This window comes from Bacteroidota bacterium (genome assembly GCA_025059945.1).
Classification (GTDB): domain Bacteria; phylum Bacteroidota; class Rhodothermia; order JANXDC01; family JANXDC01; genus JANXDC01.
Map to the genome: position 1 here is coordinate 144460 of JANXDC010000001.1, position 22253 is coordinate 166712.

At 64.7% G+C, this 22253-nt stretch carries 16 protein-coding genes; 14 read left to right on the plus strand and 2 right to left on the minus strand.

Annotated elements, in window-relative coordinates:
- Nucleotides 1-15: 15 nt before the first annotated feature.
- The 8 genes from clpX (at nt 16) to trxB (ending at nt 10095) form a co-directional block, all read left to right on the plus strand.
- The gene (gene clpX / locus NZ993_00680; GenBank protein MCS7154312.1) at nt 16-1278 is read left to right on the plus strand and encodes an ATP-dependent Clp protease ATP-binding subunit ClpX; all 1263 of its coding nucleotides are present in this window, start codon (nt 16-18) and stop codon (nt 1276-1278) included.
- Between the two features lie 425 nt (nt 1279-1703).
- Nucleotides 1704-2504: an undecaprenyl-diphosphate phosphatase gene (locus tag NZ993_00685; GenBank protein ID MCS7154313.1), complete on the plus strand. Its 801-nt coding sequence runs from the start codon at nt 1704-1706 to the stop codon at nt 2502-2504.
- Between the two features lie 30 nt (nt 2505-2534).
- Nucleotides 2535-3524, plus strand: a complete 990-nt coding sequence (locus NZ993_00690; GenBank protein ID MCS7154314.1) for a GNAT family N-acetyltransferase — start codon at nt 2535-2537, stop codon at nt 3522-3524.
- 23 nt (nt 3525-3547) lie between these two features.
- Entirely contained in the window at nt 3548-4921 is a 1374-nt protein-coding gene (locus tag NZ993_00695; protein ID MCS7154315.1) for an oligosaccharide flippase family protein, read from the plus strand.
- 29 nt (nt 4922-4950) lie between these two features.
- On the plus strand, nt 4951-5100 hold the full coding sequence (locus NZ993_00700) for a hypothetical protein (protein MCS7154316.1): 150 nt from the start codon (nt 4951-4953) through the stop codon (nt 5098-5100).
- A gap of 457 nt (nt 5101-5557) precedes the next feature.
- Nucleotides 5558-7522 (plus strand): tetratricopeptide repeat protein, encoded by a 1965-nt coding sequence (locus NZ993_00705; protein MCS7154317.1) that lies wholly within the window; start codon nt 5558-5560, stop codon nt 7520-7522.
- 110 nt (nt 7523-7632) lie between these two features.
- Complete coding sequence (locus tag NZ993_00710) at nt 7633-9009, plus strand: dipeptidase (protein MCS7154318.1); 1377 nt, start codon at nt 7633-7635, stop codon at nt 9007-9009.
- Between the two features lie 105 nt (nt 9010-9114).
- A complete protein-coding gene (gene trxB, locus NZ993_00715) occupies nt 9115-10095 on the plus strand; it encodes a thioredoxin-disulfide reductase (GenBank protein ID MCS7154319.1) in 981 nt (326 codons plus the stop codon).
- Here the strand turns inward: trxB and NZ993_00720 are convergent.
- A complete protein-coding gene (locus NZ993_00720; GenBank protein ID MCS7154320.1) occupies nt 10073-11797 on the minus strand; it encodes a helix-hairpin-helix domain-containing protein in 1725 nt (574 codons plus the stop codon). The genes trxB and NZ993_00720 overlap by 23 nt on opposite strands.
- A 3-nt stretch (nt 11798-11800) precedes the next feature.
- Entirely contained in the window at nt 11801-12583 is a 783-nt protein-coding gene (locus NZ993_00725; protein ID MCS7154321.1) for a hypothetical protein, read from the minus strand.
- Nucleotides 12584-12634: 51 nt separating this feature from the next.
- On the opposite strand from NZ993_00725, the gene NZ993_00730 reads away from it, so the two are divergent.
- From NZ993_00730 to NZ993_00755, 6 genes are all read left to right on the plus strand, one after another.
- Nucleotides 12635-13540 carry a DUF4835 family protein gene (locus NZ993_00730; protein MCS7154322.1) on the plus strand — a complete coding sequence of 302 codons (906 nt, stop codon included), beginning with the start codon at nt 12635-12637 and terminating at the stop codon, nt 13538-13540.
- 16 nt (nt 13541-13556) lie between these two features.
- Entirely contained in the window at nt 13557-16040 is a 2484-nt protein-coding gene (locus tag NZ993_00735; protein MCS7154323.1) for an AAA family ATPase, read from the plus strand.
- A 12-nt stretch (nt 16041-16052) separates the two neighbouring features.
- A complete protein-coding gene (fsa, locus tag NZ993_00740) occupies nt 16053-16715 on the plus strand; it encodes a fructose-6-phosphate aldolase (GenBank protein ID MCS7154324.1) in 663 nt (220 codons plus the stop codon).
- Between the two features lie 109 nt (nt 16716-16824).
- Nucleotides 16825-17175, plus strand: coding sequence for a metalloregulator ArsR/SmtB family transcription factor (locus tag NZ993_00745; protein MCS7154325.1), 351 nt, complete (start codon nt 16825-16827; stop codon nt 17173-17175).
- 7 nt (nt 17176-17182) lie between these two features.
- A complete protein-coding gene (locus NZ993_00750; protein ID MCS7154326.1) occupies nt 17183-19609 on the plus strand; it encodes a heavy metal translocating P-type ATPase in 2427 nt (808 codons plus the stop codon).
- A gap of 74 nt (nt 19610-19683) precedes the next feature.
- Complete coding sequence (locus NZ993_00755; GenBank protein MCS7154327.1) at nt 19684-22212, plus strand: choice-of-anchor D domain-containing protein; 2529 nt, start codon at nt 19684-19686, stop codon at nt 22210-22212.
- The last annotated feature ends 41 nt before the right edge of the window (nt 22213-22253 follow it).

Below are 22253 nucleotides of genomic sequence, written 5' to 3' on the forward strand. Positions count from 1 at the left end.
CGCCTGAGGAGGTCTATGGGCGGACATCGGGACGAACACCTCATACGCTGCTCTTTCTGCGGTCGGCTGGGTTATGAGGTCAACACCATGGTCGCCGGCCCGGATGTATATATCTGCGACCGGTGTGTGCACGATGCGATGTCGATCGTGCGGGCCGATGCGGCCTTGATGAGCACAGTGCGTCGCCCCGCTGGGCCTCGCCGGCGCATCACCCCGGCCCTGATCAAGGCGGAGCTCGATCAGTACGTCATTGGACAAGAGCGGGCCAAGAAAACGCTGGCCGTGGCCGTCTATAACCACTACAAGCGAATAGAGGCGCAGGATAGTTTTCTGGACGACGTCGAGATCGAGAAAAGCAACATCTTGCTCATCGGACCCACGGGGACGGGCAAGACGCTGTTGGCCCGAACGCTGGCCAAGATCCTGGATGTGCCGTTTTCGATTTCGGATGCGACCACGCTCACAGAGGCCGGCTACGTGGGCGACGACGTGGAGACGATCTTGGCGCATCTGCTACAGGCGGCCGACTATAACCTAGAGCGCGCCGAGCGGGGTATCGTCTATTTGGATGAGGTCGATAAGATCGCACGCAAATCCGACAGCCCCTCGATCACGCGCGATGTTTCGGGCGAGGGCGTGCAGCAGGCGCTGCTGAAGATCCTGGAGGGCACGATCGCGGGTGTGCCGCCCAAGGGCGGGCGCAAACATCCGGAGCAAAGCCTTATATACGTCAACACGCGGAACATCCTCTTCATCTGCGGGGGAGCTTTTGAAGGGCTCAATGAGATCATCGCCCGGCGGCTGCGGGGCTCTAGCATGGGGTTCTTTGCCGATCGGCACGGCAGGCGGCTCAGCAAGGACGATCCGGAGATTCTGGATTACGTCGAGCCGGATGATCTGCTCAAGTTCGGGCTGATTCCGGAGTTTATCGGTCGCTTACCCGTTATTGCTACCTTACATCCCCTCTCGGATGCCGCGCTGCGCGCTATTCTGACGGAGCCTAAGAACGCCATCATCAAGCAATACAAAAAGCTTTTCGCCCTGGAGGGCGTTGAACTCGTCTTTGATCCCGAGGCCTTAGATGCCATTGTCCTGCGCGCTCGTCAACTGGGAACGGGAGCCCGAGGCTTACGCGCTGTGGTCGAAGAGGTCATGCTCGATATCATGTACGAGCTTCCCGACCTCAAAGAGCGCGGCCTCACGTATTGTCGCATCACGGCCGATACGGTCTTACACAAAGCCGCGCCCCTATACGAATCGCGCAAGGCTAGCGCCTAGACCTCTTATCCACATTCCCGCAGCAGCAGGCAAAGGTTCGGTCGCCACGGATCTGCGCTGTGGAAAACTTTCTCCGCGCCCCCCTGGCGGGGCCTCTATGTTAGCCCAACGCCAGAGGGGAGGTGCGCACTATGCGTCGTACGCCACAGCAGACGATCGAATCGTTGACGGGCCTGGTTCTGTGGGCAAGCGCAGCCCTGCTCGTGGTGCTTGGGGTGCTCGTACTCTGGGGGGGCGCATAGCCCCTTGCTCGCCTACACGGCCGAGCTTTAGCTTTGAGCCTTGTGCCGGAGACAAAAGCTCGAAGGGCCGGCAGCTCAGAGGCCAGAGGACCGTTTTAGCCCAACGCAAGATGGGCAAAGGGCCTGTCCGCCCCCTAGGACCGCTTCGGCACCGGTCAGACGGCTCGGCTTGAGGAGAGCAGCATGACCATATGGGAGGGCCTCCTGCTAGGCCTTTTGCAGGGGCTGACGGAGTTTTTGCCCATCAGCAGCTCTGGGCATCTCGTCTTGGGTGAGCATCTGTTGGGTCTACGCACCGACGGGATCACTTTCGAGATCATGGTGCATTTTGGCACCACACTGAGCGTGCTCACCTACTTTGGCCGCGACCTTTGGGCCATGCTGCGCGGGGCGCTGCGCTGGCTGCTCAATGGGGATGCAAGACGGGTCCCGGGTCCGGAGGTCCAAGCCGCTCGTTGGATCGGCTACATAGCGCTTGCTACGATCCCGAGTGCGCTAGTGGGGTTGGGCTTCCGAGACGCCGTGGAAGCCGCCTTCGCAAATCCCCGCCTGGTAGCGGGCATGCTGCTGGTGACGGGCACTCTGCTCCTGCTCACCAAGCTGCGACAAACCCCGGGTACCTCCCTTTCGGCTTGGAGGGCCCTGCTTGTGGGGCTGGCGCAAGCCGCGGCCATTACACCCGGCATCTCCCGAAGCGGGGCCACGGTGGCCATGGCCTTGTACCTGGGGGTGGAGCGCGAAACGGCCGCTCGCTTCTCTTTTCTCCTGCTCCTTCCGGTCGTGCTGGGCGCTACGCTGCTGGAGGTCCCTCGCCTGGGCTCAGAATCCGCCCCATGGGGACCCGTGCTCGTGGGGACAGCCGCGGCGTACCTGTCGGGACTTTTGGCCATTTACACCCTTCTTGCAGCCATAAGAAGGGGGCGGTTGGAGATCTTCGCCGGCTATTGCTATCTAGTTGGGCTTCTCGGGTTGATCGCCCTGTAACGGGAGGCCTTTTCGCAGAGGCGATGCGGCATGGCAGAGGACTCGGTACGCTGGGTCGAGGCCGAGGAGGCGTTTCTGTTGGAGGCGCTTTTGGCTCGCTCACCCCAGCGGGTGCCTTTCATCGAGGCCCCGTTTGCACAGGCAGCGCAGAGGCTTTTTCGGGTGCGTCTGCGCTGGCTGGGATACAGACGGGGGGATCGGCTGCTGGCCGCCGTGCCCATCTTTGAGGCCCGACGTCTCCTGCTGGGCCGGCTGACCCGCATTCCCCCCTTGGCTGTGTACCTGCCCTTTGTTCTGGCCCCTATGTCGGAGGCGGACTACTGGCGCGCCTGTCGGGAGCTGCTGCGGTTTCTGGAGGCCCGCTACGGGCTGTGCCACTTCATTTTGCATCCGACACAGCCGGATGTGCGCCCTTTTCAGTGGCGCGGTTGGTCCGTGGAGCCCCGCTATACGTACTGGATCACGTTGGACGAGCCGGAGCGGATGCTCAAAAGCTACTCAGAGTCCGTTCGGCGGGCTTGGCGTCGTTATGCGGACCGCTACGCCTTCTTGGCCCACGATCCGGAGGCCTGGGGGGCGATGGTCGAGCTGCATCGGGCAAGCTACCTGCGCCGTGGGCGTAGGCCCCCCTTGCCGGAGGCCGCGCACCGAAGTTTGGCACAGGATCTAGGGGCGGATGAGAGGTCAGGACCTCTGCGCGTGGCCTCGGTGCGCGACGTGCAAGGCCGGGTGCTCGCCACCATAGGCTGGCTGGGTTCGGCGGGAACAGCCTACTACTGGATGGCCGGAAGCCGCCGCGACGTTCCGCAGGCCATGACCGTGCTCTTGGGGCATTGGTTTCGTCACTTGGCCGAGGCCGGGTGGACGCGCGTGGACTTCGTGGGGGCCAACACGCCCTCGATCGCGGAGTTTAAGCGACGCTTCGGTGGAAAACTCATCGGCTACTACCGGGTCTGGCGGTATCGGCGACCGTGGTGGGCGATCGTAGACCGGATCCGATCGCGAAAGGCTCTCGGGTAAGCCTTGCCAGCCAGGTCGGGGCCATGAGCCTGGGCCGGGCCGTTGCGCTGGGCGGGGCGCTGCTGGTGGCCGTGACGCTCTCGCGCCTCCTGGAGCCGGCCGTCTACGGGCAATACCGACAGGTTTGGCTGTTGTACGGGCTCTTGATCCCCGGCTTTACCTCGGCCCTCTGCACCGCCCTGTACGCCCATCTGGCCTCCGAGAAGGGGGCCGCCTACCTAGGGTGGGCCAAACGGCTCCTTTGGGGATGGGGCCTGGCCAGCGGAGCCCTCCTGGTGGTGGCCGCCCCCCTATGGATGAGGCTTGGGGGTTGGGAGGGTGAACGGATCCTGTGGGCCTTCGCCCCTTACTTTGTGGGCAGCACCCTGGCCGGCGTCCTAGAGCCCGTGCTCGTAGCTGGGCTCAAGAGGCCGCGTTCCTGGGTGCGCTACAACCTCTTGTACAACCTAGCCCAGCTGGGGGCGATACTAGGGCCGATCTGGGCCGGAGGTGCGCTCCTAGAGGTAGGACTAGCCCTGAGCGCCGTTGCCGTGTTGCGGGCTCTTTACGCCCTGCGCGCGTATCGCCTGTTTCAGGTGCGCGAGCCCGTTTCGGCTGAGGCGCTCTGGGCCTTCACACGATACCTGGGGCCGCTGCTGGCCCTGGAGGCCGTGGGGGTGTTGGCGCGCCATCTGGATCAGCTTATCGTAAGCGGCGCCTTTGATGCCCGAACCTTCGCCTTCTATCACAACGGCGCTCGGGAGGTGCCGCTGTTCACGGTGCTTTTGTCTTCGCTTTCCGCCGCCCTGGTAGCGCACTTAAGCCCTTGGTCGGGGCCCGATCCGGAGCGGATGGCATATGTGCGCGCCTCAGCCAGTTGGGCTGCGCGCGCTCTGCTGCCTGCGGCCGCCTTTCTGTTCGTCTTCGCTGAGCCCACCATGGTCGTGCTCTACGGACCAGAGTACCGAGCCAGCGCCGCGGTCTTTCGGATTTACCTGCTCCTGATCCCTTTGCGCTTGTATATGCCTCAGGCGCTGGTGCTCGCCTCTGGCCGTAGCCCCTGGATTCTGCGGGTAGGTCTCCTGGAGGTGGTCGTAAACGCCGGTCTATGCGTAGTGCTGCTGCCTTTGCTAGGCTGGTGGGGGCCGGCTCTGGCGGCCTTGGTGGGAAATTTGGCGGAGAAGATCACGCTGGGCTGGTGGACTTGGCGCACCTGGAGGGTTGGCCTCCGGGAGCTGTGGCCCGCTGCGGTCGTGTGGCGATACGGAGCCCTCTCGATGCTCCTCTGGGTCGCCGTAAGCGCCTTAGGCACCGTCTGTGGGCTATCGGAGCTTCTGCTTTGGGCCCTGGGTGCGGCCGCTTTAGGGGCCTGGCTGTTGTGGACCTACAGGGGGAACCCTGCATCCGCGCGCGCGTAGTGTAGCCGGAAATAACGAGGAGGACGGGTATGCGCTACGTCCTGCTTTGGATCGGGTTGATCCTGCTCGGAGCCGGTTGCAGCTTGTTTGAATCTGGCACCAAGTCGGATGACACCTCCCAGCAGCCCCCGCCTGCACAGACCGAGCTGTACCGGATCACATCCGTGTCGCTGACCTGAAGTCTGGGCCGGGCTTTGAGGTAGCGGAAGGCGCCCTGCGATGGGTTGCTTGCAGTCGCGGATCGCGGCTTGCGCTGAACGGCTGCTATGCCCCGCGCGAAAGGGAGCGCGCCGTTCGTTCAGGTCCGCAAGATCGCACTCCCTAGGATTCACGGTCCGCCGAATACGCTATGCCGCACACTTTTGAACCCAAAACTCATTCCGTGCGCACAGAGCTGCGCTTGGCTCGTTTGGCCCATCAGGCCATGCGTCGACAGGTGGAGGGGGCTCGTCAACGGCTACGCGCGCTCCCAGAGCGCCCCGCACTCCGATCTTGCGCGCAGCCAGCCCAGCAGTCCGATACCTGAGTGACCTTTTGGGGTTGTGCGTTTTAAACTTGGAAGCGCGCTATCTTTCTGCGCGCAGGCCTGCTTTCGGCACGCAAGCCGACCCGAAGGGAGCCTCAGGCCAACTCGCTATGCGCTTTAACGAAGCGGCGCTGCTATACGGAGTTGTGCTGCCCATCGCGTGGGCTTTTGGGGTGGCCTGCCGAGCGCCGCAGGGAAGCGAGGCATCGGATCCTCCTCAGGCGGTTCGTTTGGGATCGGTCTTGATCCTCAACACGGCCCCCGGTGTTCGTTACGTGGGCTCGGCGGTCTGTCAACGGTGTCATCCAGAGCAGTACGCGGAGTTTATCCGTTCTGAAATGGGGCGCTCTGTAAGGCCTGCGCTCGCCTCGCAGAGCCAGGCCGATTGGTCCGGCCGTCATGTCGTCTACGACCCCGGACGCGAGCTTTACTACCGTCCCCTTCGCCGAGGGGACTCGCTTTTTGTGTTGGAGTTTCGCTTGCGAGGTCGGGATACGACGTATCGCCGTCTGGAGCGCATCGACTACATCGTGGGCTCGGGGCATCATACCAACTCCCATATGCGGGTGGAGAACGGCTATTGGTATCAAATCCCCATCACTTGGTACGTGCAGGCCGGCCGTTGGGACCTAGCCCCAGGTTTTCGGGGCGGCAACCGACGCTTTGATAGGCCCCTGACCTTGGAGTGCACGAGCTGCCACATGGCCCGGCCAGCCTTTGTAGAGGCCTCAGAAAACCGCTATGCGCATCCTCCCCGCCCCATTGAATGCGAGTCCTGCCACGGTCCCGGTGAGTTGCATGTGCGCGCTAAGGAGGCGGGTGAGTCGCCGGATCCCGAGAAGTGGACAATCGTGCATCCCCGCAAGCTGCCCCCGGATCGGCAGCTGGACCTATGCCGGCGCTGCCATCTGCAGGGCACGGCCGTGCTCCGGTCAGGCCGCACCTTTCTGGACTTTCGGCCCGGGATGCGGCTCGAGGATGTCATGCACGTCTATCTGTCCCGCTATCAGGATTCGACGCACCGCTTTCTCATGGCCTCACACCCCGATCGGCTGGCCATGAGCCCCTGCTTTCGGGCTTCTTGGAGCAGGTCGGACCTGGAACCCATCACCTGTCTTACGTGTCACGATCCGCACCGCTCCATTCGCAGTTTCGGCCCCGCCTACTGGGATCGGCCCTGCCAGCGTTGCCACGAGAGCGCGCACGCTCCAGGCTGCGCCGCGCCGAAGTTCGTGCGAGCGAAGGCGGAAAACCGCTGCGTGAGCTGCCATATGCCGCGCGCGCAGACCAAGGACATCCCCCATGTATGGATAACGGACCATTTCATCCGGGTTCCGGAGCGTACCGCGCCCTCCGGAGGCGGGCAAAGGTACGTGCGTCTGGCTCCGCTCGTGCCCCCCTATCCAGACCCCTTGGGCCGAGCGGCGGGGTATCTGGCCGATTTCGAGCAGTACGAGGGGCTGGCCCTCCAGCTGGATTCGGCTCGGATGTATCTGGAACGCTCCGGGCGTCCCGCGCAGGACCCGGAGGTGTTTCCCCTCTGGGTGCGCTACGGTTTCTGGGCCCGCGATTACGCCCTGGTGGGGCGGCTTGCCGCTCAAACGAATCCGAACGCGATCTCGGATGCGTGGACGGCCTACCGGATCGGCGAGTCGTGGTTGGCTTTGGATCGGCCCGAACAGGCTCTGCCGTTTCTGCAGCGCGCGGCGGTTTTAAAGGACGAGCATCCCGATTTTTTGGACAAATACGCCAACACGCTCCTGAGTACAGGCCGTGTGCAGGAGGCGCTCCCCCTTTATGATCGGATCTTGAGCCTCGCCCCCTCCCGGGCTGCGTTTTGGAACAACCGAGGTTTCGCGCGTGCCCTGATAGGGGATTTGCACGGGGCAGAGGCGGATTGGCGAAGGGCCTTAACCTTGGACCCGGACCTCGTGCCCGCACTGGGCAATCTGGCTTCCCTGTTGTTCAACACAGGCCGGCACAAGGAGGCGCGCCCGCTCGTGGAACGTCTCCTGCGGCATCGGCCAGAGGATCCCGCCGTAAAAGCCCTTTGGGGTCGACTCCAGCGAAGGTGAACCCCCACCCGGCTCAGCGGTGCGCAGCGGTCCGCAGCGGTCCGCTTGCGCCGTTGACCGCGACGGCCGTTTGTCATACCTTGCTGTGCTAAACTCGAAAAGGATCTCTCATGCCCCCCGTGCACACCTATGTGGAGGCGCATTGGGAGCGCTTCCTAGAGGAACTTAAGGACCTGCTGCGCATCCCGAGCGTAAGCGCCGATCCGGCGCACCGGGCCGACGTGGCCCGTGCTGCGCAATGGTTGGCCGATCATCTGCGCGGCTTGGGCCTAGAGGCCGAGGTGTTGCCCACGGATGGACATCCTATCGTCTACGCCGAATGGCTGGGCGCGCCAGATGCCCCCACCGTGCTCTGCTATGGGCATTACGACGTGCAGCCCCCGGATCCGCTAGAGCTCTGGGAAAGCCCCCCTTTTGAGCCTACGATCCGAGACGGCAAGCTCTATGCGCGCGGGGCAAGCGACGATAAGGGGCAGGCCTTTCTGCACCTGAAGGCCCTGGAGGCGTATCTGCGCGCCGAAGGCCGGCCGCCGGTGAACGTGAAGTTCCTCTTAGAGGGTGAAGAAGAGGTCGGTAGCGCCCATTTGGCCCCCTTTATCGAGCGGCACCGGGATCGTCTGCGGGCCGACGTGGTGCTCATCTCCGATACGGCCATGTTTGGGCCCGAGGAGCCCTCGATCACGTATGCGCTGCGGGGGCTCTGCTACTTGGAGGTGGAGCTTGAGGGCCCTAACCGGGATCTGCACTCCGGTGTATACGGGGGTAGCGTCGATAATCCGGCCCTGATCTTGGCCCGGATACTGGCCGCGCTGCACGATGCGTACGGGCGCATCACCGTGCCCGGCTTCTACGATCGGGTGCGGCCCCTGGAGGAGTCAGAGCGCCGCCTGCTAGCTGAGCTCCCCTTCGATGAGGCGGCCTACAGGCACGATTTGGGTCTTGAGGCCCTCTGGGGGGAGCTGGGCTATACGCCCCTGGAGCGAGCCACCGCCCGGCCGGCCTTGGACGTAAACGGCCTTTGGAGCGGATACCAAGGTCCCGGAGCCAAGACCGTGCTGCCGGCTCAGGCGGGTGCCAAGCTCTCAGCCCGCCTTGTGCCGGATCAACGGGCCCAGGAGATCGCCGAGCTCATTGAGGCGCATCTTAAGAGGCTCTGTCCCCCGACGGCCCGGATTCGGGTTCGTCGCCTGCATGGGGCTGAGCCCGTGCTCGTGCCGCTGGATCATCCGGCCCTGCAGGCCGCCGCGCGCGCCTGTGAACGCGTCTTCGGTCGCAAGCCGTACTTTACCCGCGAAGGAGGCTCTATACCGGTGGTAGCCCTCTTTGATCGCCTCTTGGGCCTAAAATCCGTGCTCCTGGGCTTCGGGCTCAGTTCAGACGCCATCCATTCGCCCAACGAGCATTTTCGGCTGGAGAACTTCCGAAAGGGCATCCACACGGTGGCCGCTTTTTGGCGGGAGCTGGCCGCCTCCCAAGGGGGCGCATAAGCGTCCGGCGATGGCCGACGGGACGCTCCGAGACCGCCGGGCGGGCTTGACACCCGCTCCGGGGTCCGGGCATCCAATAAGACGCCTCTAGCGAAAGGGACCACAATGCGGGAACATCATCGGGTCGTCATCATCGGTTCCGGGCCGGCTGGGCTTACGGCCGCCATTTACGCGGCCCGGGCAGATCTCAAACCGCTCCTCTTAGAGGGCCGCGAGCCAGGCGGTCAACTGATGACCACCACAGATGTGGAGAACTTCCCGGGTTTCCCGGACGGAATTCAGGGCCCGGAGCTTATGGAGCTGATGCGCCGGCAGGCGCAGCGCTTCGGCGCCGAGACGCGCTTTGCCGAGGTGACGGCCGTGGACTTCTCCGTGCGGCCCTTCTGGCTCGCCCTGGACGGGGGCCGACAGGAGCTCACGGCCGATGCTGTGATCGTCGCCACGGGCGCCTCGGCCAAATACCTGGGCCTGCCCAACGAGCTCCGGCTGCGGGGCCGGGGGGTCTCGGCCTGCGCCACCTGCGATGGGGCCTTCTTCCGCGGCCAGGAGGTGGCTGTGGTCGGCGGGGGAGACACGGCCATGGAGGAGGCGCTGTTTCTTACCCGCTTTGCCGAGCGGGTTTATGTGATCCACCGACGTGACCAGCTTCGGGCCTCTAAGATCCTGCAGCAGCGCGCTTTTCAGAACCCCAAGATCCGGTTTATCTGGAGCACCGTTGTCGAGGACGTCCTAGGCCAAGACCGGGTCGAGGGGCTGCTTTTGCGGCATCTGCCTACAGGTGCGCAGAGCACGCTTTCGGTTCACGGCCTCTTCGTGGCTATCGGACACAAGCCCAACACGGAGCTCTTTCGGGGGCAGCTGGAGCTAGATGAGCAGGGCTACATCCGCACGCGCCCCGGAAGCACGCACACAAGCGTGCCGGGTGTTTTTGCCTGCGGGGACGTGCAAGACAAGGTTTACCGACAAGCGGTCACGGCCGCGGGCTCCGGATGCATGGCAGCCCTGGACTGCGAACGCTGGCTAGCGGAGCTTGCCTCGCCTGTAGAGTCCGCCCCGGAACCGGTTAGCTCCCCCACCGAGAGCTGAGGGCCAGCGAAAACCACCACGGCGTGCTTCGGGGCCCTGCGGCGGAGGGCCAAAAGGCGCCCCTTCCCCGGCGCTCGGTTCCCCAGAAGAGCTCCAGGCTTAAGTTCGCGTCCAGCCTGGCTGAAAGCTCCAGACCCATCTGATCCATCTCTCCGTACGCCCAGCTTCCCGCCCCCGGTGGGCCGGGTTGGGGGGCGAAAAAGCGCACAGCATACCCTGGGCTATGGGCCCCTCCGTAGCGAATCGAGCCCGACAGATACCGGCTAAAGCGGTGGCGCAGAAGGACCTGCCAAAACAGCCCTTCACCGTCTAGGGTGGAGCGCTTCGCTCCCAAGCGCAGGCGCGCGGTCAAGCCCGCTGGGAGCGTCCAGAGCCCGCCGGCTTCAAACCCTAGGCGCTGTGCCGAAAGCCCTATGCGCTCCAGCCGACCCAGGGCATCCGCGACGCGCACGACTCGTTCGGGCCCCCTCTCGGAGTAGGCGCGCAGCCATAGCTCACCGTCCGGATCCGCGGTGCGCAGCCTAAGGCCGAGCTCCAACTCCAGGATCCCGCGCGTCCAAGGGGATTCAGGCTCCGGTGGCAGGCGGGCCTGATGCAGGCTGGCCCAGCCCGTTATGGCGGCGCTTAGCCTACCCTGAAGGCGAATCCACACTCCCGCTTCGGGGCTGTGGCCGGATCGATATCCGAAAGCCTCCGTCCAGGGCGAAGCCAGTGCGGCCAGATAGCTGTACCCCAGAAGCGCAAGCTGGCTGCGGGCGCGCGGCCAAAGCTCAGCCCCCAGGAGCCAGCCCAAAACGCCCCGCCGCGGTGCGCAGACCCCCTCACCCCAAAGCCGAAAAGCCCTCTCCTCCAAGCCCCCGTGCAGGCTTGCGCGCGCGGGTCCGCCCACCGGTCCCGCAATCAGAAGACCCAGGCGCGTTTGGTTATCGTCCCAGGAAACGCCCCAGATCGGCTGCCATGCAGATCGAGGCCGAGGACCCCATACGGGATGTCGAAGGAGCAGCAGGTCCCAATGGGCCCTCCACGCTCTGGCGCTCACGTGCACCCCCCAGGAGGCGGATCGGGACACAGAGGAGCGGCTTCTTAGGGTGTTTCCCGTGTAGACGGGGTCTTCGCGAGGCCTCCGGCTTCGCCAGGGCGAGCCCAGCAGCAACCCGGAGCCGGCCTCTGGCATCAGGCTGCCGGCCGTCAGGCGGATCCCTTGAGCTTGCAGAACGCCCCCCAGGCGAAAGATCGAGCCCGAAGGCCCCGCGTTTCCGCGCGCAACCAGCTGCAGCCGGGCCCCCTGGAGGCTTAGCCGTCCATCAGCTCGGATTGAACCGGGGCGACCTTGCAGCCAGCCGTATGCGCGGGCCCGCAGACCCGGTTGCGTGGCCCGTAGGCGTAGAAAAGGCCACCAGCGTCGGATCCAGTGCGGATCTAGCCCCGGCACCGAGAAGAGATCCGCAAGGGAGCGAAAACCGCCCCACCTAGAACGCGCCTGTACGATGGCATGCGCCCACTCTGGCCGCATGCCGGGCAGGCGCAGCAGCTCCCGCCAGCCGGCCCGGTTGAGCTCTATGGGTCTGCTGAGCAGCTCTAATTGCTCCTCCCAGAGCGTTTCCAACAGTTCCGGCTCAAGCCACTCTTCCGGCTCCGGGAGGCTATCTGGCTGTGTCGCATACGCCAAAAGCAGCGCCACGGTGCGCGCGAGTCCCGCCATGGTCTAGCGCTCCCAGCACAGCTCCAAAAGAGGACTCCAACCCAGATCCAGGTGCCGCGACACGGCCCAGCCCACCCGAAGCCGTCCCCGGCGAAGCTGCGCGCCTGCAGCCCACTCCGGAGGTTCAGGCCGGAATCCGAGCCCGAGCAAAAGCTCCGGGCGCGGGCGCCAGGCGAAAGCCCCTATCGGAGAGGGGGTCGCCGTAGGGGCGGCCTCCCAGCCCAGGGCCAGCTCTAGATCGGCTTTCGCGTAAGCGGCGGCCAGCAGCAGGCGTCGGGGCTCGCGCTCCCGATTCGACCAGGCTGTGGCCAAGATAGGCCTCAGAGCCACGGCCGCGCGCCAGGGGCCTGATCCCCAATCCAGCCCTCCGCCTATGGCGAGCATTCCCGAGCGTCCATAGCGCGCTACGCTTCTGGTCGCGGCCTCCCAATAGACCCCAAGCCCAAGCGAGGGATCCAGGGCCCGGCTTGCGGCCAGGCGCGCCCGTAACTCCCGATACAGCGAAAAGCCGAAGCCCGACAGCCCCAATCCGAGGCGCCAGCTGCGAAGGCGGCCCACAAAGCCGGCCGAAAGCGACTCAAGCTCCCCCAAAGCGAAGCGCCGCTCCCAGCTAAGCCCCGCGCTTGAGGTGGCCGGAAGCCCAGCCGGATGCACCCAGAGCCGATCCAGCGCTCCTCCCAAGACGGCCGCCGCCTCCCCCCACAGGCGCCATCCCCAGCTGGGTTGCCCGACGGCCGCATGCAGGCAAAGGCCCATCCAGAGCACGAGCCCTGCGACTTGCTTCATCGCGCCAGACGTCGGAAATTGCTTCTGGGTGCAAGATTCCGCTCTCTTCGGATGCGTTACATCGGCAGCTGCCTTCTGGGAATGAGCCTGATCCTGTGGGGCGGACAGGCGGCAGCCCAGGAGCTCTCCTGCACGGTTTCGATCGAGCTGCGGGCCCTCGAAGGAACGGGTGTGGAGTTTCTGCGCCAGCTCAAGCCCCAAATCGAGGAGTATCTGAACCAACACCGCTGGACCGAGGACCTTTTCGAACTCCAAGAGCGCATCGAATGCGCCTTGCAGATCGTGTTCGTGCAGCGCGACGGAGACCAATACACGGCCCAGTTGGCCGTCACCAGTCGTCGGCCCATTTACGGATCCGATCAACAAACGGTGGTGCTCCAGCTTGTGGAACCCCGCTGGAGCTTCCGTTACGTGCAGGGACAGCCTCTGGTGCACAACCTAGAGCAGTTCGACGAACTCACCTCGACCTTGGACTTTTACGCCTATCTGATCCTGGGTTACGACTACGACACGTTTTCCCCCCAAGGGGGCACGCGCTTCCTGGAAATCGCCCGTCGGATCGTGGACCTGGCCCAGAGGGGGGGAGGAGCACAGCAGTGGAGGCCTTCGGCGGAGCGAAACAACCGCTATTGGCTTATAAGCCAACTGCTCGATGCGCGTTTCACGCCGTTTCGCGAGGCGCTCTTCCTGTATCATTTTCGGGGTCTGGACGCCTACCTGCAGAACCCTGAGTCCGCCCGAGAGCGGATCCTAGAGGCTCTAGAGCGGATTTACGAGGTCTTTCAAGACGCCTCGCGGCAATATGTGCTGGACCTGTTTTTTACGGCCAAGTACCGGGAACTCGTTGCGGCCCTGGAGGAGGCGCCCGTGGCGTTGCGACGGCGCGCCTATGAGATCTTAAGCGCCGTCGATCCCGGACACAGTTCAGAGTACCGCAAACTCCTCACACGCCCTTAGCCCACTTGGAGTGTCCATGCCCCCCCGTCTGCTCAGCGCCGAAGAAACCTACCGCGCCACCGACACGCGTGCATGGCGGTTTCGGAGCACGGCGGCCTTGGATTACGATCCCGGCCTCATCGGTCAGCCGAGGGCGCTGGAGGCCATCCGGACGGCCGTGAACATAGCGGCTCCGGGGTATCATCTGTATCTGGCCGGCCAGCCCGGAGTGGGCAAAGAAACAGCTCTGCGGCGCGTGCTGCAGGACGTGGCTCGTGCTCGCCCCACCCCAGAGGATTGGGTGTACGTGAACAACTTCCGCCAGCCCAATCGACCCCTGGCTCTACGGCTTCCGGCGGGCTGGGGTCGGCGCTTTGCTAAGGACCTGGAGGAAACCGTCACGGCCATGCTAAAGGCCGTCACACACGCGCTTACCGGTCAAGACTACCTGCGTCAGCGTCAAGAGCTCGAGCGTAAGTTGGAGCGTGAAGAGCGAGCCCGCCGTCAGCAGCTGGAGCGGTTGCTGCGTCGAAAAGGCTTCGGGTTTGTCGAGGGGGACTCCGGCGCCTTGGAAATCGTGCCCCTGGATAAACGGGGCCGCCCCCTGAGCCCCAGCGCGCTCAAGCGCCTACCTCGTCTTGAGCGGGAGACCCTGCGCCAAGCCTGGGATCAGTTGCGAGAGGCGCATCGGGAGCAGGAGCTAGAGCTCTTGCGGCATTGGGAGGCGATCCAAGAACGCATCGACGAACTCAACGTGGGGCTTGTGGAGCGACTGGCCGACTCCATCGTGGGGCGGCTGCGCGAAAAGTACCAGTCCGTCCCAGACGTGCTGCGCTATCTGGATCTGGTGCAAGAGGACCTCATCTTAAGCGTCATCGATCGGCTGTACCGAGAGGAGCCCACGGAAGCTCAAGAGGCCGCTGAGGAGGACAATCAGGAGCCTCTGCGGCCTGGATTTTTCGATCTCTGGCGCCGCTACAGGGTGAACGTCTTCGTCGATCGCACCGGGCAAGAAGGCGCCCCCATAGAGAGCGTTCCCAACCCGACGTACAACGCCCTCATGGGGCGCGTTGAGTATGAGTTTCAGTTCGGAGCGATGGTCACGGATTACACCTACGTGCGCCCCGGCGCCTTGCATTGGGCCAATGGGGGGTTTCTGCTCGTAAACGTGCACCAGCTGCTTCTAAACCCCTACGCCTATGAAGCACTTAAACTCGTGCTGCAGACCCGCCAGATTCGCATCGAGCCCATAAGCCCAGAGCCCACGATGGGCAATACGGTCTTCGTGGATCCGGAACCCATCCCCTTCGAGGGCAAGGTTGTGCTCATGGGCAATCAGGAGCATTACGAGCTTTTGCACGCCCTTGACCCGGACTTCGGGGAGCTGTTTCGGATCAAGGCGGAGTTCGATGATTCCGTTCTGCGCACCCCGGAGATGGAGCTGGCCTATGCGGCCTTTGTGCGTCAGGTCTGCGAGCGGGAACACCTGCCGCACTGGACCCCGAGGGCTGTAGGCCGGCTTATAGAGCATGCGGCGCGCATGGTCGAAGATCAGGGGCGGCTTTCGACGCGCTTTTCTGAACTGGCCGGGCTAGTGCGCGAGGCCGCCTACGTGGCCCGATCCCGCACGCCCCGCACGCGCCGTCGCGTTTTGGTCGAAGTCGGCGACGTCGAAGAAGCCCTCTCCAGACGCTGGTATCGCTCCAGCCTTCCGGTTGAATACCTGGAGGAGGCTGTGGCCCGCGGCGTCCTATTGGTCAACACCGATGGCCAACGCGTGGGGGAGATCAACGGTCTTACCGTGGTCGAATTGGCGGACATTCAGTTTGGCTATCCGGCCCGGATCACGGTGAGCATCCGCTACGGCCGCGGAGAAGTGCTCAACATCCAACGGGAGGTGCGCCTAAGCGGGCCCATTCACGATAAGGGCGTCTTGATTCTGGAGGGCTACCTCGGACAGCAATACGGGCTCTATCAGCCCCTTACGATATCGGCCCGCATCGTCTTCGAACAACACTACGGCCGCATCGAGGGCGATAGCGCCTCGGCTGCGGAATTGTGCGCGCTCCTGTCGGCCCTGGCCAACGTGCCCGTTCGCCAGGATTTGGCCGTCACGGGCTCCGTAAACCAAAAAGGCGAGCTACAGCCCGTCGGGGGCGTCAACGAAAAAATCGAAGGGTTTTTCCGAATCTGCCGCGTAAAGGGGCTTACGGGTCATCAGGGTGTTATCATCCCAGCCGCCAACGTCCAACATCTGATGCTTCACAGCGAGGTCCGAGAGGCCGTCGCCGAGGGGCGCTTTCACCTGTACGCGGTCCACGACATAGACGATTGCCTGGAGCTCTTGAGCGGACTGCCAGCCGGTAAACCCGATGCGCAGGGCAAGTTTCCCGAAGGAAGCTTTCATGCCCGCGTGCTGGAGCGGATTCTGCGACTGGAAGCGCACGTTCAGGCTACCCTGCGCCGGCTGCGTCGAGACTCTATGCAGATAACCAGGCCTGAGCAAGGAGAGAACCAGTAGGAGGAACGGATCATGAAATTCTTTCTCGACACGGCCAACCTGGAGGAAATCCGCCAAGCGGCCGATTTGGGCCTGCTCGACGGGGTGACGACCAATCCCTCGCTTGTGGCCAAAGAGGGAGAGGTAGACTTCTTCGAACACCTGCTGCAGATCTGCCAGATCGCGCAGGGTCCGGTCTCGGCTGAAGTCGTGGCCACCGACTACGACAATATGCTGCGCGAGGCCCACGAGCTGGCCAAGCTGCACCCCAACATCGTGGTCAAAATCCCCATGACCCCCGATGGGGTGCGGGCAATGCGAACGCTTTCCCTAGCGGGCATCCCGACCAACTGCACCCTGGTTTTCTCCCCGGCCCAGGCCCTTGTGGCGGCCAAGGCGGGAGCTGCGTACGTGAGCCCCTTTGTGGGGCGATTGGACGACGTGGGCTCCTCAGGTATGGAGCTTGTGCGGCAGATCGTCACAATATACCGCCACTACGGGTTCAACACGCAGGTGTTGGTGGCCAGCGTGCGACATCCCATGCACGTTGTGGAGGCCGCCCTTATGGGGGCCGATGTGTGCACGATGCCCTTCAAGGTGCTGGAACAGCTACTGCGGCACCCCCTTACGGATGTGGGGCTAGAGCGCTTCTTGGCCGACTGGCGACGCCGCAAGACCCCCCTGGCCTCCGCATAGCGACCTCCGAACCGATCGGCCCAAGGAGGGCCCGTCCGCACAAAAAGCCCCCTTGCGGAGAAAACAGGCAAAGGCTATCTTTATTTTGCACAGTTGAACAACTATGCAAATGAAAACCGCCTCGCCCCCCGCCTGTGTTAATCCGGCCGCTATTGCGGCCGTTCGGGGTGCGATGCCTTCGGAGTCGGTTATGGAGGAGATGGCCGGGCTGTTGGAGGCGATGGGGGACCGGACCCGGCTTAAGCTGCTTTTGTCCCTGCTTGAACGGGAGCTCTGCGTGCATGAGCTAGCCCTCCTTACGGGGCTAAGCGTTTCGGCTGTTTCCCATCAGCTGCGCCGGCTTCGGGACCTGCGCCTGGTGCGCCCCCGTCGTCAGGGGCGTGTGGTCTATTATCGGCTAGAGGATGAGCACGTAGGGGACGTGATCCGCATCGTGCGCGCACATGCGGAGGAGCGATAGCAAGACGATGCGCGAGACGACGCTGCGGCTTCTGCTTCCCGTCGAAGGTATGGACTGCGCCGGCTGCGCTCTGCGTCTGGAGCGCGTGCTTCGGGAAACCCCCGGTGTCAGGGGCGCCTGCGTCAATTTCGCCGCACGGGAGGCCGCCTTGGACGTAGATCCCGAGGCCTGCGAGCTGGAGGCCTTGCTGCGCTCTGTTGAGCGGGCCGGCTATCGGGTGCCGCTGGAGTTGGCCGTGTTTCGGGTGCCGGATATGGAATGCGCCTCTTGTGTAGCCCGCATCGAGGGGGCCCTGCAGAAGCTGCCCGGTGTTCTAGGGGCCTCGGCCGACTTGCTTGCGCGCGAGGTGCGGATCCGCTACGTACCCGGGCCCTCGCAAAGGGAGATCTTGGAGCGCGCGATTCGGCGGCTGGGCTATGCGGTCCAGCCCCTCGACTCGGAGGCCGAGCCCGAGGGCCGCCAGGAGCGCTTATACCGCGCCTACCGGCGCCGGGTCGGATGGGCGGCCCTGCTTACTGCGCCCGTTTTCGTGATCTCCATGTTTCATTTGGACTTCCCCGGACAAGCCTGGGTGCAGGCGTTGCTTGCGGGCGCCGTTGTGTTCGGGGCGGGACGGGGCTTTTTCGCGAGCGCCTGGCGGGCCTTGCGGGGCGGATCGGCCAACATGGACGTACTGGTCTCGATCGGCGCAAGCGCCGCTTATGGCTATAGCCTGCTGGCCACGGTCACACCCGGCTGGTTTCGGGCCTTCGGACAGGAGCCGCACCTGTATTACGAAACGGCCGCCACGATCGTCACGCTTATCCTCGTGGGCAACCTGCTGGAGAAACGCGCCTCGGCCCAAGCCAGCGCAAGCCTGCGCGCGCTTATGCGTCTAGAGCCCCGAACAGCGCGTCTCTGGCAAGAGGGCCGGGAGCAGGAGGTAGAGGTGGCGGCTCTGCGGGAGGGCGACGTCATAGTGGTGCGCCCTGGAGAGCGCATCCCCGTAGACGGGCGCATCTTAGAGGGCTCTTCGAGCGTCGATGAGTCGCTGCTTACCGGGGAGTCGGCGCCCGTGGACAAACGCCCCGGCGATTGGGTATGGGCCGGCACGCTCAATCAAACTGGCGCGTTTCGCTTCGTGGCCATGCGCGTGGGGTCCGATACGCGCCTGCAGCAGATCATCCGCCTGGTGCAAGAAGCCCAGACGTCCAAGGCTCCGATTCAGCGCTTGGCCGATCGGGTAAGCGCCTACTTCGTTCCGATCGTGATCGCGATAGCGGTCTTGACGTTTTTTGCCTGGCTGCTCTTTGGACCTTCCGAGCACGCCCTGCGCTATGCCGTGATGACCTCGGTGGCTGTGCTCATCATCGCCTGTCCGTGCGCGATGGGGCTAGCCACTCCCACGGCCGTCATGGTGGGCATCGGGCGCGGGGCGGAGATGGGCATTCTCTTCAAGGGAGGCGCAGCGATCGAACGCCTGGCCCGCGTCGATACGGTGCTTTTGGATAAGACCGGCACGCTCACCTTGGGGCGGCTTCGGGTGACGGACGTGGTGCCGATGGACGGGGTCGCGGAGGAGGAGCTAGCCCGTTGGGCCGGGGCTGCCGAGGCCCTAAGCGAACACCCCGTGGGAAAGGCGCTTTGGGCTTGGGCTTGCGAGCGTCTGGCGGAGCTGCCGCAGCCAGAGGCCTTCGAAGCCCACCCAGGTCGGGGCGTACGGGCCCGCGTCTTGGGCAAGGAGGTTTGGGTCGGCGCACCGGATTGGGTGGCGCGCGCCGACGGACCCGAACAATTCTGGGCCCATGCAGCGGAGCTAAGCAGCCGCGGTCGGACCGTGCTGGCCGTTTCGGTCGAAGGCCGTCTGTTGGGCCTGCTGGGTTTGCTCGATGAGCCCAGACCGGAGGCCCAAGCCGCGGTGGTCGCGCTGCGTCGATTGGGCCTGGAGCTCCTTATGCTGACCGGAGATCGAGCACAGGCGGCGCGTGCCGTGGCCGAGGCGGTTGGCATCGATCGCCTCTGGGCCCAAGTGCCGCCCGAGGAGAAGGCCGCCTGCGTCCGCCGGCTGCAGCAAGAGGGCCGGCGCGTGGCCATGGTGGGCGACGGCGTCAACGACGCTCCTGCCTTGGCTCAAGCCGATGTGGGAATCGCCATGGGCCGCGGTGCGGATGTGGCGGCCGAATCCAGCTCCGTGGTGCTGTGGGCCGACGACCTACGGCAGTTGGCGCGCGCCGTGGAGCTGGCGCGCCTGACCGTGCGCACGATCAAGCAAAACCTGTTTTGGGCCTTTTTCTACAACACAGCCGCGATACCCGTAGCAGCGGGCCTCCTGTATCCGGCCTTCGGTCTACTGCTTAGCCCCATGATCGGCGCGGCCGCCATGGCCTTATCGGACGTCATGGTGATCGGCAACTCGCTTCGGCTACGGCTACGCCGGCTGCCGCGCACCGCCTAAATCCCGAGCCGGTAACCTTTCTTCTGGGGCGCTGGGTCTTAACACCAGCCGCAAGCGTAGGGAGGGAGTTTGCCATGTATCGCACGTGGATCGGCGTGCTGTTGTCGATCGCCTTTGCCGAGGGGGCCGCAGGACAGCCGGTTGTGATTTGGCGAGAGGACTTTAGCAGCGCTCAGCGGCCCAACCTGCCGGCCGGATGGAGTGCTTCGGGCTCCGGTTGGCGAACAGATGATCAGGCCCCAAGCCCAGGTTCTGGGGGGTTGAACCTCATGCACAACGCACAGGCGGCGGGGCAGGTTCTTACGCCGCCTGTGGACCTGCGCGGGGCCACCGAAGCGGAGCTCCGATATTGGGTGCGCACTTCACAGCTCAGCAAAACGCTCACGATTCGCGCCCTCGCCGGCGGAGGCTCGCCCGCGGTGCTGATCGCGGCCGGGGATTCGACCGTGCCGGCTGCCGTGAACACGTACCAAGAGCGGGTCTTTCGCATCCCTGCGACCCTGCTGGGGCAATCGCAGGTGCGCTTTCAGTTTGAGACCTCTGGATCCGGCACGCTGCGTCTGGATGATCTGCAGGTGCGCGCTGTGGCGCCCCTGTTTCGCGTAAGCCCGGAGTTGCTTGATTTTGGCTTCGTGCCCCTGGGCGCGAGGGCTGAGCGAACCCTCGAGGTGCGCAACGCGGGCTCCCGTCCCCTTCGATTGGGACCGCCAGAGGTAACCGGGGAGGGGTTCTCGGTATCCCCTGCCGACTCCGCCAGCCTGGATCCGGGTCAGGTTCGCCAGTACGCGGTGCGCTTTGCGCCCGTGCAAGCGGGTTCCGCGTCTGGGCAGATCCGCTGGTCCCACAACGCCGGGGGATCTCCGACGAGCGTACCCCTGCGGGGCGGGGGTTTGGATACGGTCAACGCCCTGGGCTTTGTCTTAGAGAGGGCCTCCGTCTGGGAGGACACGGCAGACTACCGAGTGGAGCTAGCGCTTGCGTACGCAGACACAAGCGCCCGTTTGGGAGGGGTCCAATTTGAGTTGCGCTATGATCCGGCCCGCCTGGCTTGGATGGGGCTAGAGCCTGGTCCGGGTTGGGCCGCCGGCTGGCGCCTGGAGGCGGAGGACTCCACGGGCCGGGTGCGCGTGCTGGCCTTAGATCCCACCGGCTCGGGGCTAGGTACGGGAGCCTATCGGCCCTGGATGCGGCTTCGATGGCGGGTCTTGCCCTTGTCGCAGGGGCTGTCGAGCGCCCAGACCACGCTCGAGATAGGCGGGCTCCGAAGCGCGCAGGCCCGTCCGGATGGACGGCCGGCCACCTTGCGGCTGGGCCGCGATCGCATGCTGCTTGAAGTTCGGGCCCGTCTTGCGTATGCCGTTAGCTCCGTCGATTCACTCGCCCTCGGAGCTGTAGCGGTAGGGCAGACGAAGCAGGCCGCCTTTCAGGTGCGCAACCCTGGTGGGTCGCGGCCGCTGCGCGTCTTGGCCGTCTCCAGCACCAACGCGCTCTTTACGGTGGAGCCCAGTCAGGCCACCGTCGCCCCAGGCGCGGAGGCGAGTTTCACGGTTCGTTTTCAGCCCACCAAGAGCCAATTCGGTCCGCAGCGCGGCCGGGTTCGGCTTACGCACGACGGCCTAGGGGGTGTGCTGGAGATCCCCGTGTCCGCAACGGGCCTTCACGGCCGCGGAGACGGGCAGGGAGACGGGCTTGTCAACGTTTTGGATCTCGTACGCGGTATAGAGGGGGTCCTAGGCCGCCGGGCTCTTCAGGAGCTAGAGAGGCGGGCGCTTGATCTGTTTCCTTTTCCGGATGGAGACGGCCTTATCGATGTACGGGATCTTGTGGTGCTGGTGCAGGCCATTTTGCGCGGCCGCTGGCCGGACGATTTACCGCTGCCCGCGGGCCAGGTGGCCGCGTCCGAGCCCTCAGCAGGCATAGCCTCCTTGGCCCCCTTGCGCCTGTGGTTGCACACTTCGAATGAGGGCCTGCGGCTTGAGTGCGAATCCGAGCAGCCCTTCATGGGCCTGGAGCTGCGCCTGCGCCTGGCCGGTGCCGCGGGTCTGGAGGCGGTTCGGTTAGATTCCAGCTTGGGCCCGCAGAGCTGGGTCGGATATCGAGCCGAGACCCAGGAGTACGTGCTGTTGTGGGCGGCCATGGACGGGCGGGCTCGGCCTTCTGGGCGGTATCCATGGGCCTTTATTGCACGTCCGAACCTGCGCACGCATTACGTGAGCGTGCGCGCAGCGCTTGCTGCGGGCTCTGAGGGGGAGCCGCTTTCCCTTTCTTGGACCGTCCTTCGCGGCACGGCCCAGGAAGCCGAGTCGTCCCCTGTGCGCACATGGGCGCTGGGGACGCCTTATCCGAACCCGTTCGTGGGCCCAGAGCTGCTCATACCCATGGAGGCGCCGCAGGCGCGAATCGTGCGGGTCTGGATCTTTGACGCCATGGGGCGACGGGTGCGCCTGCTTTTCGAGGGCATGATCGCCTCAGGACGTCATCTGTTGCGCTGGGACGGCCGAAACACCCTTGGCACGCCTGTGCCGCCTGGCCTCTACGGCGTGCGCCTCGAGGCGGGCCCTGTTAGGCTAGAGCGGGCTTTCTTGGTGGGCCGGCTGCGCTAGTTGGCGCGGCCGGCAGCCCCAAAGCCTTATCCCTGGGATGG

Bases quoted from the DNA above. Each gene is read 5' to 3' on its own strand.
- NZ993_00705 (MCS7154317.1), top strand. From the start codon at position 5,558: ATGCGCTTTAACGAAGCGGCGCTGCTATACGGAGTTGTGCTGCCCATC.
- NZ993_00720 (MCS7154320.1), bottom strand. From the start codon at position 11,797: ATGGCGGGACTCGCGCGCACCGTGGCGCTGCTTTTGGCGTATGCGACA.
- NZ993_00735 (MCS7154323.1), top strand. From the start codon at position 13,557: ATGCCCCCCCGTCTGCTCAGCGCCGAAGAAACCTACCGCGCCACCGAC.
- clpX (MCS7154312.1), top strand. From the start codon at position 16: ATGGGCGGACATCGGGACGAACACCTCATACGCTGCTCTTTCTGCGGT.
- trxB (MCS7154319.1), top strand. From the start codon at position 9,115: ATGCGGGAACATCATCGGGTCGTCATCATCGGTTCCGGGCCGGCTGGG.
- NZ993_00685 (MCS7154313.1), top strand. From the start codon at position 1,704: ATGACCATATGGGAGGGCCTCCTGCTAGGCCTTTTGCAGGGGCTGACG.
- NZ993_00755 (MCS7154327.1), top strand. From the start codon at position 19,684: ATGTATCGCACGTGGATCGGCGTGCTGTTGTCGATCGCCTTTGCCGAG.
- NZ993_00745 (MCS7154325.1), top strand. From the start codon at position 16,825: ATGAAAACCGCCTCGCCCCCCGCCTGTGTTAATCCGGCCGCTATTGCG.
- NZ993_00750 (MCS7154326.1), top strand. From the start codon at position 17,183: ATGCGCGAGACGACGCTGCGGCTTCTGCTTCCCGTCGAAGGTATGGAC.
- fsa (MCS7154324.1), top strand. From the start codon at position 16,053: ATGAAATTCTTTCTCGACACGGCCAACCTGGAGGAAATCCGCCAAGCG.
- NZ993_00710 (MCS7154318.1), top strand. From the start codon at position 7,633: ATGCCCCCCGTGCACACCTATGTGGAGGCGCATTGGGAGCGCTTCCTA.
- NZ993_00690 (MCS7154314.1), top strand. From the start codon at position 2,535: ATGGCAGAGGACTCGGTACGCTGGGTCGAGGCCGAGGAGGCGTTTCTG.
- NZ993_00700 (MCS7154316.1), top strand. From the start codon at position 4,951: ATGCGCTACGTCCTGCTTTGGATCGGGTTGATCCTGCTCGGAGCCGGT.
- NZ993_00730 (MCS7154322.1), top strand. From the start codon at position 12,635: ATGCGTTACATCGGCAGCTGCCTTCTGGGAATGAGCCTGATCCTGTGG.
- NZ993_00695 (MCS7154315.1), top strand. From the start codon at position 3,548: ATGAGCCTGGGCCGGGCCGTTGCGCTGGGCGGGGCGCTGCTGGTGGCC.
- NZ993_00725 (MCS7154321.1), bottom strand. From the start codon at position 12,583: ATGAAGCAAGTCGCAGGGCTCGTGCTCTGGATGGGCCTTTGCCTGCAT.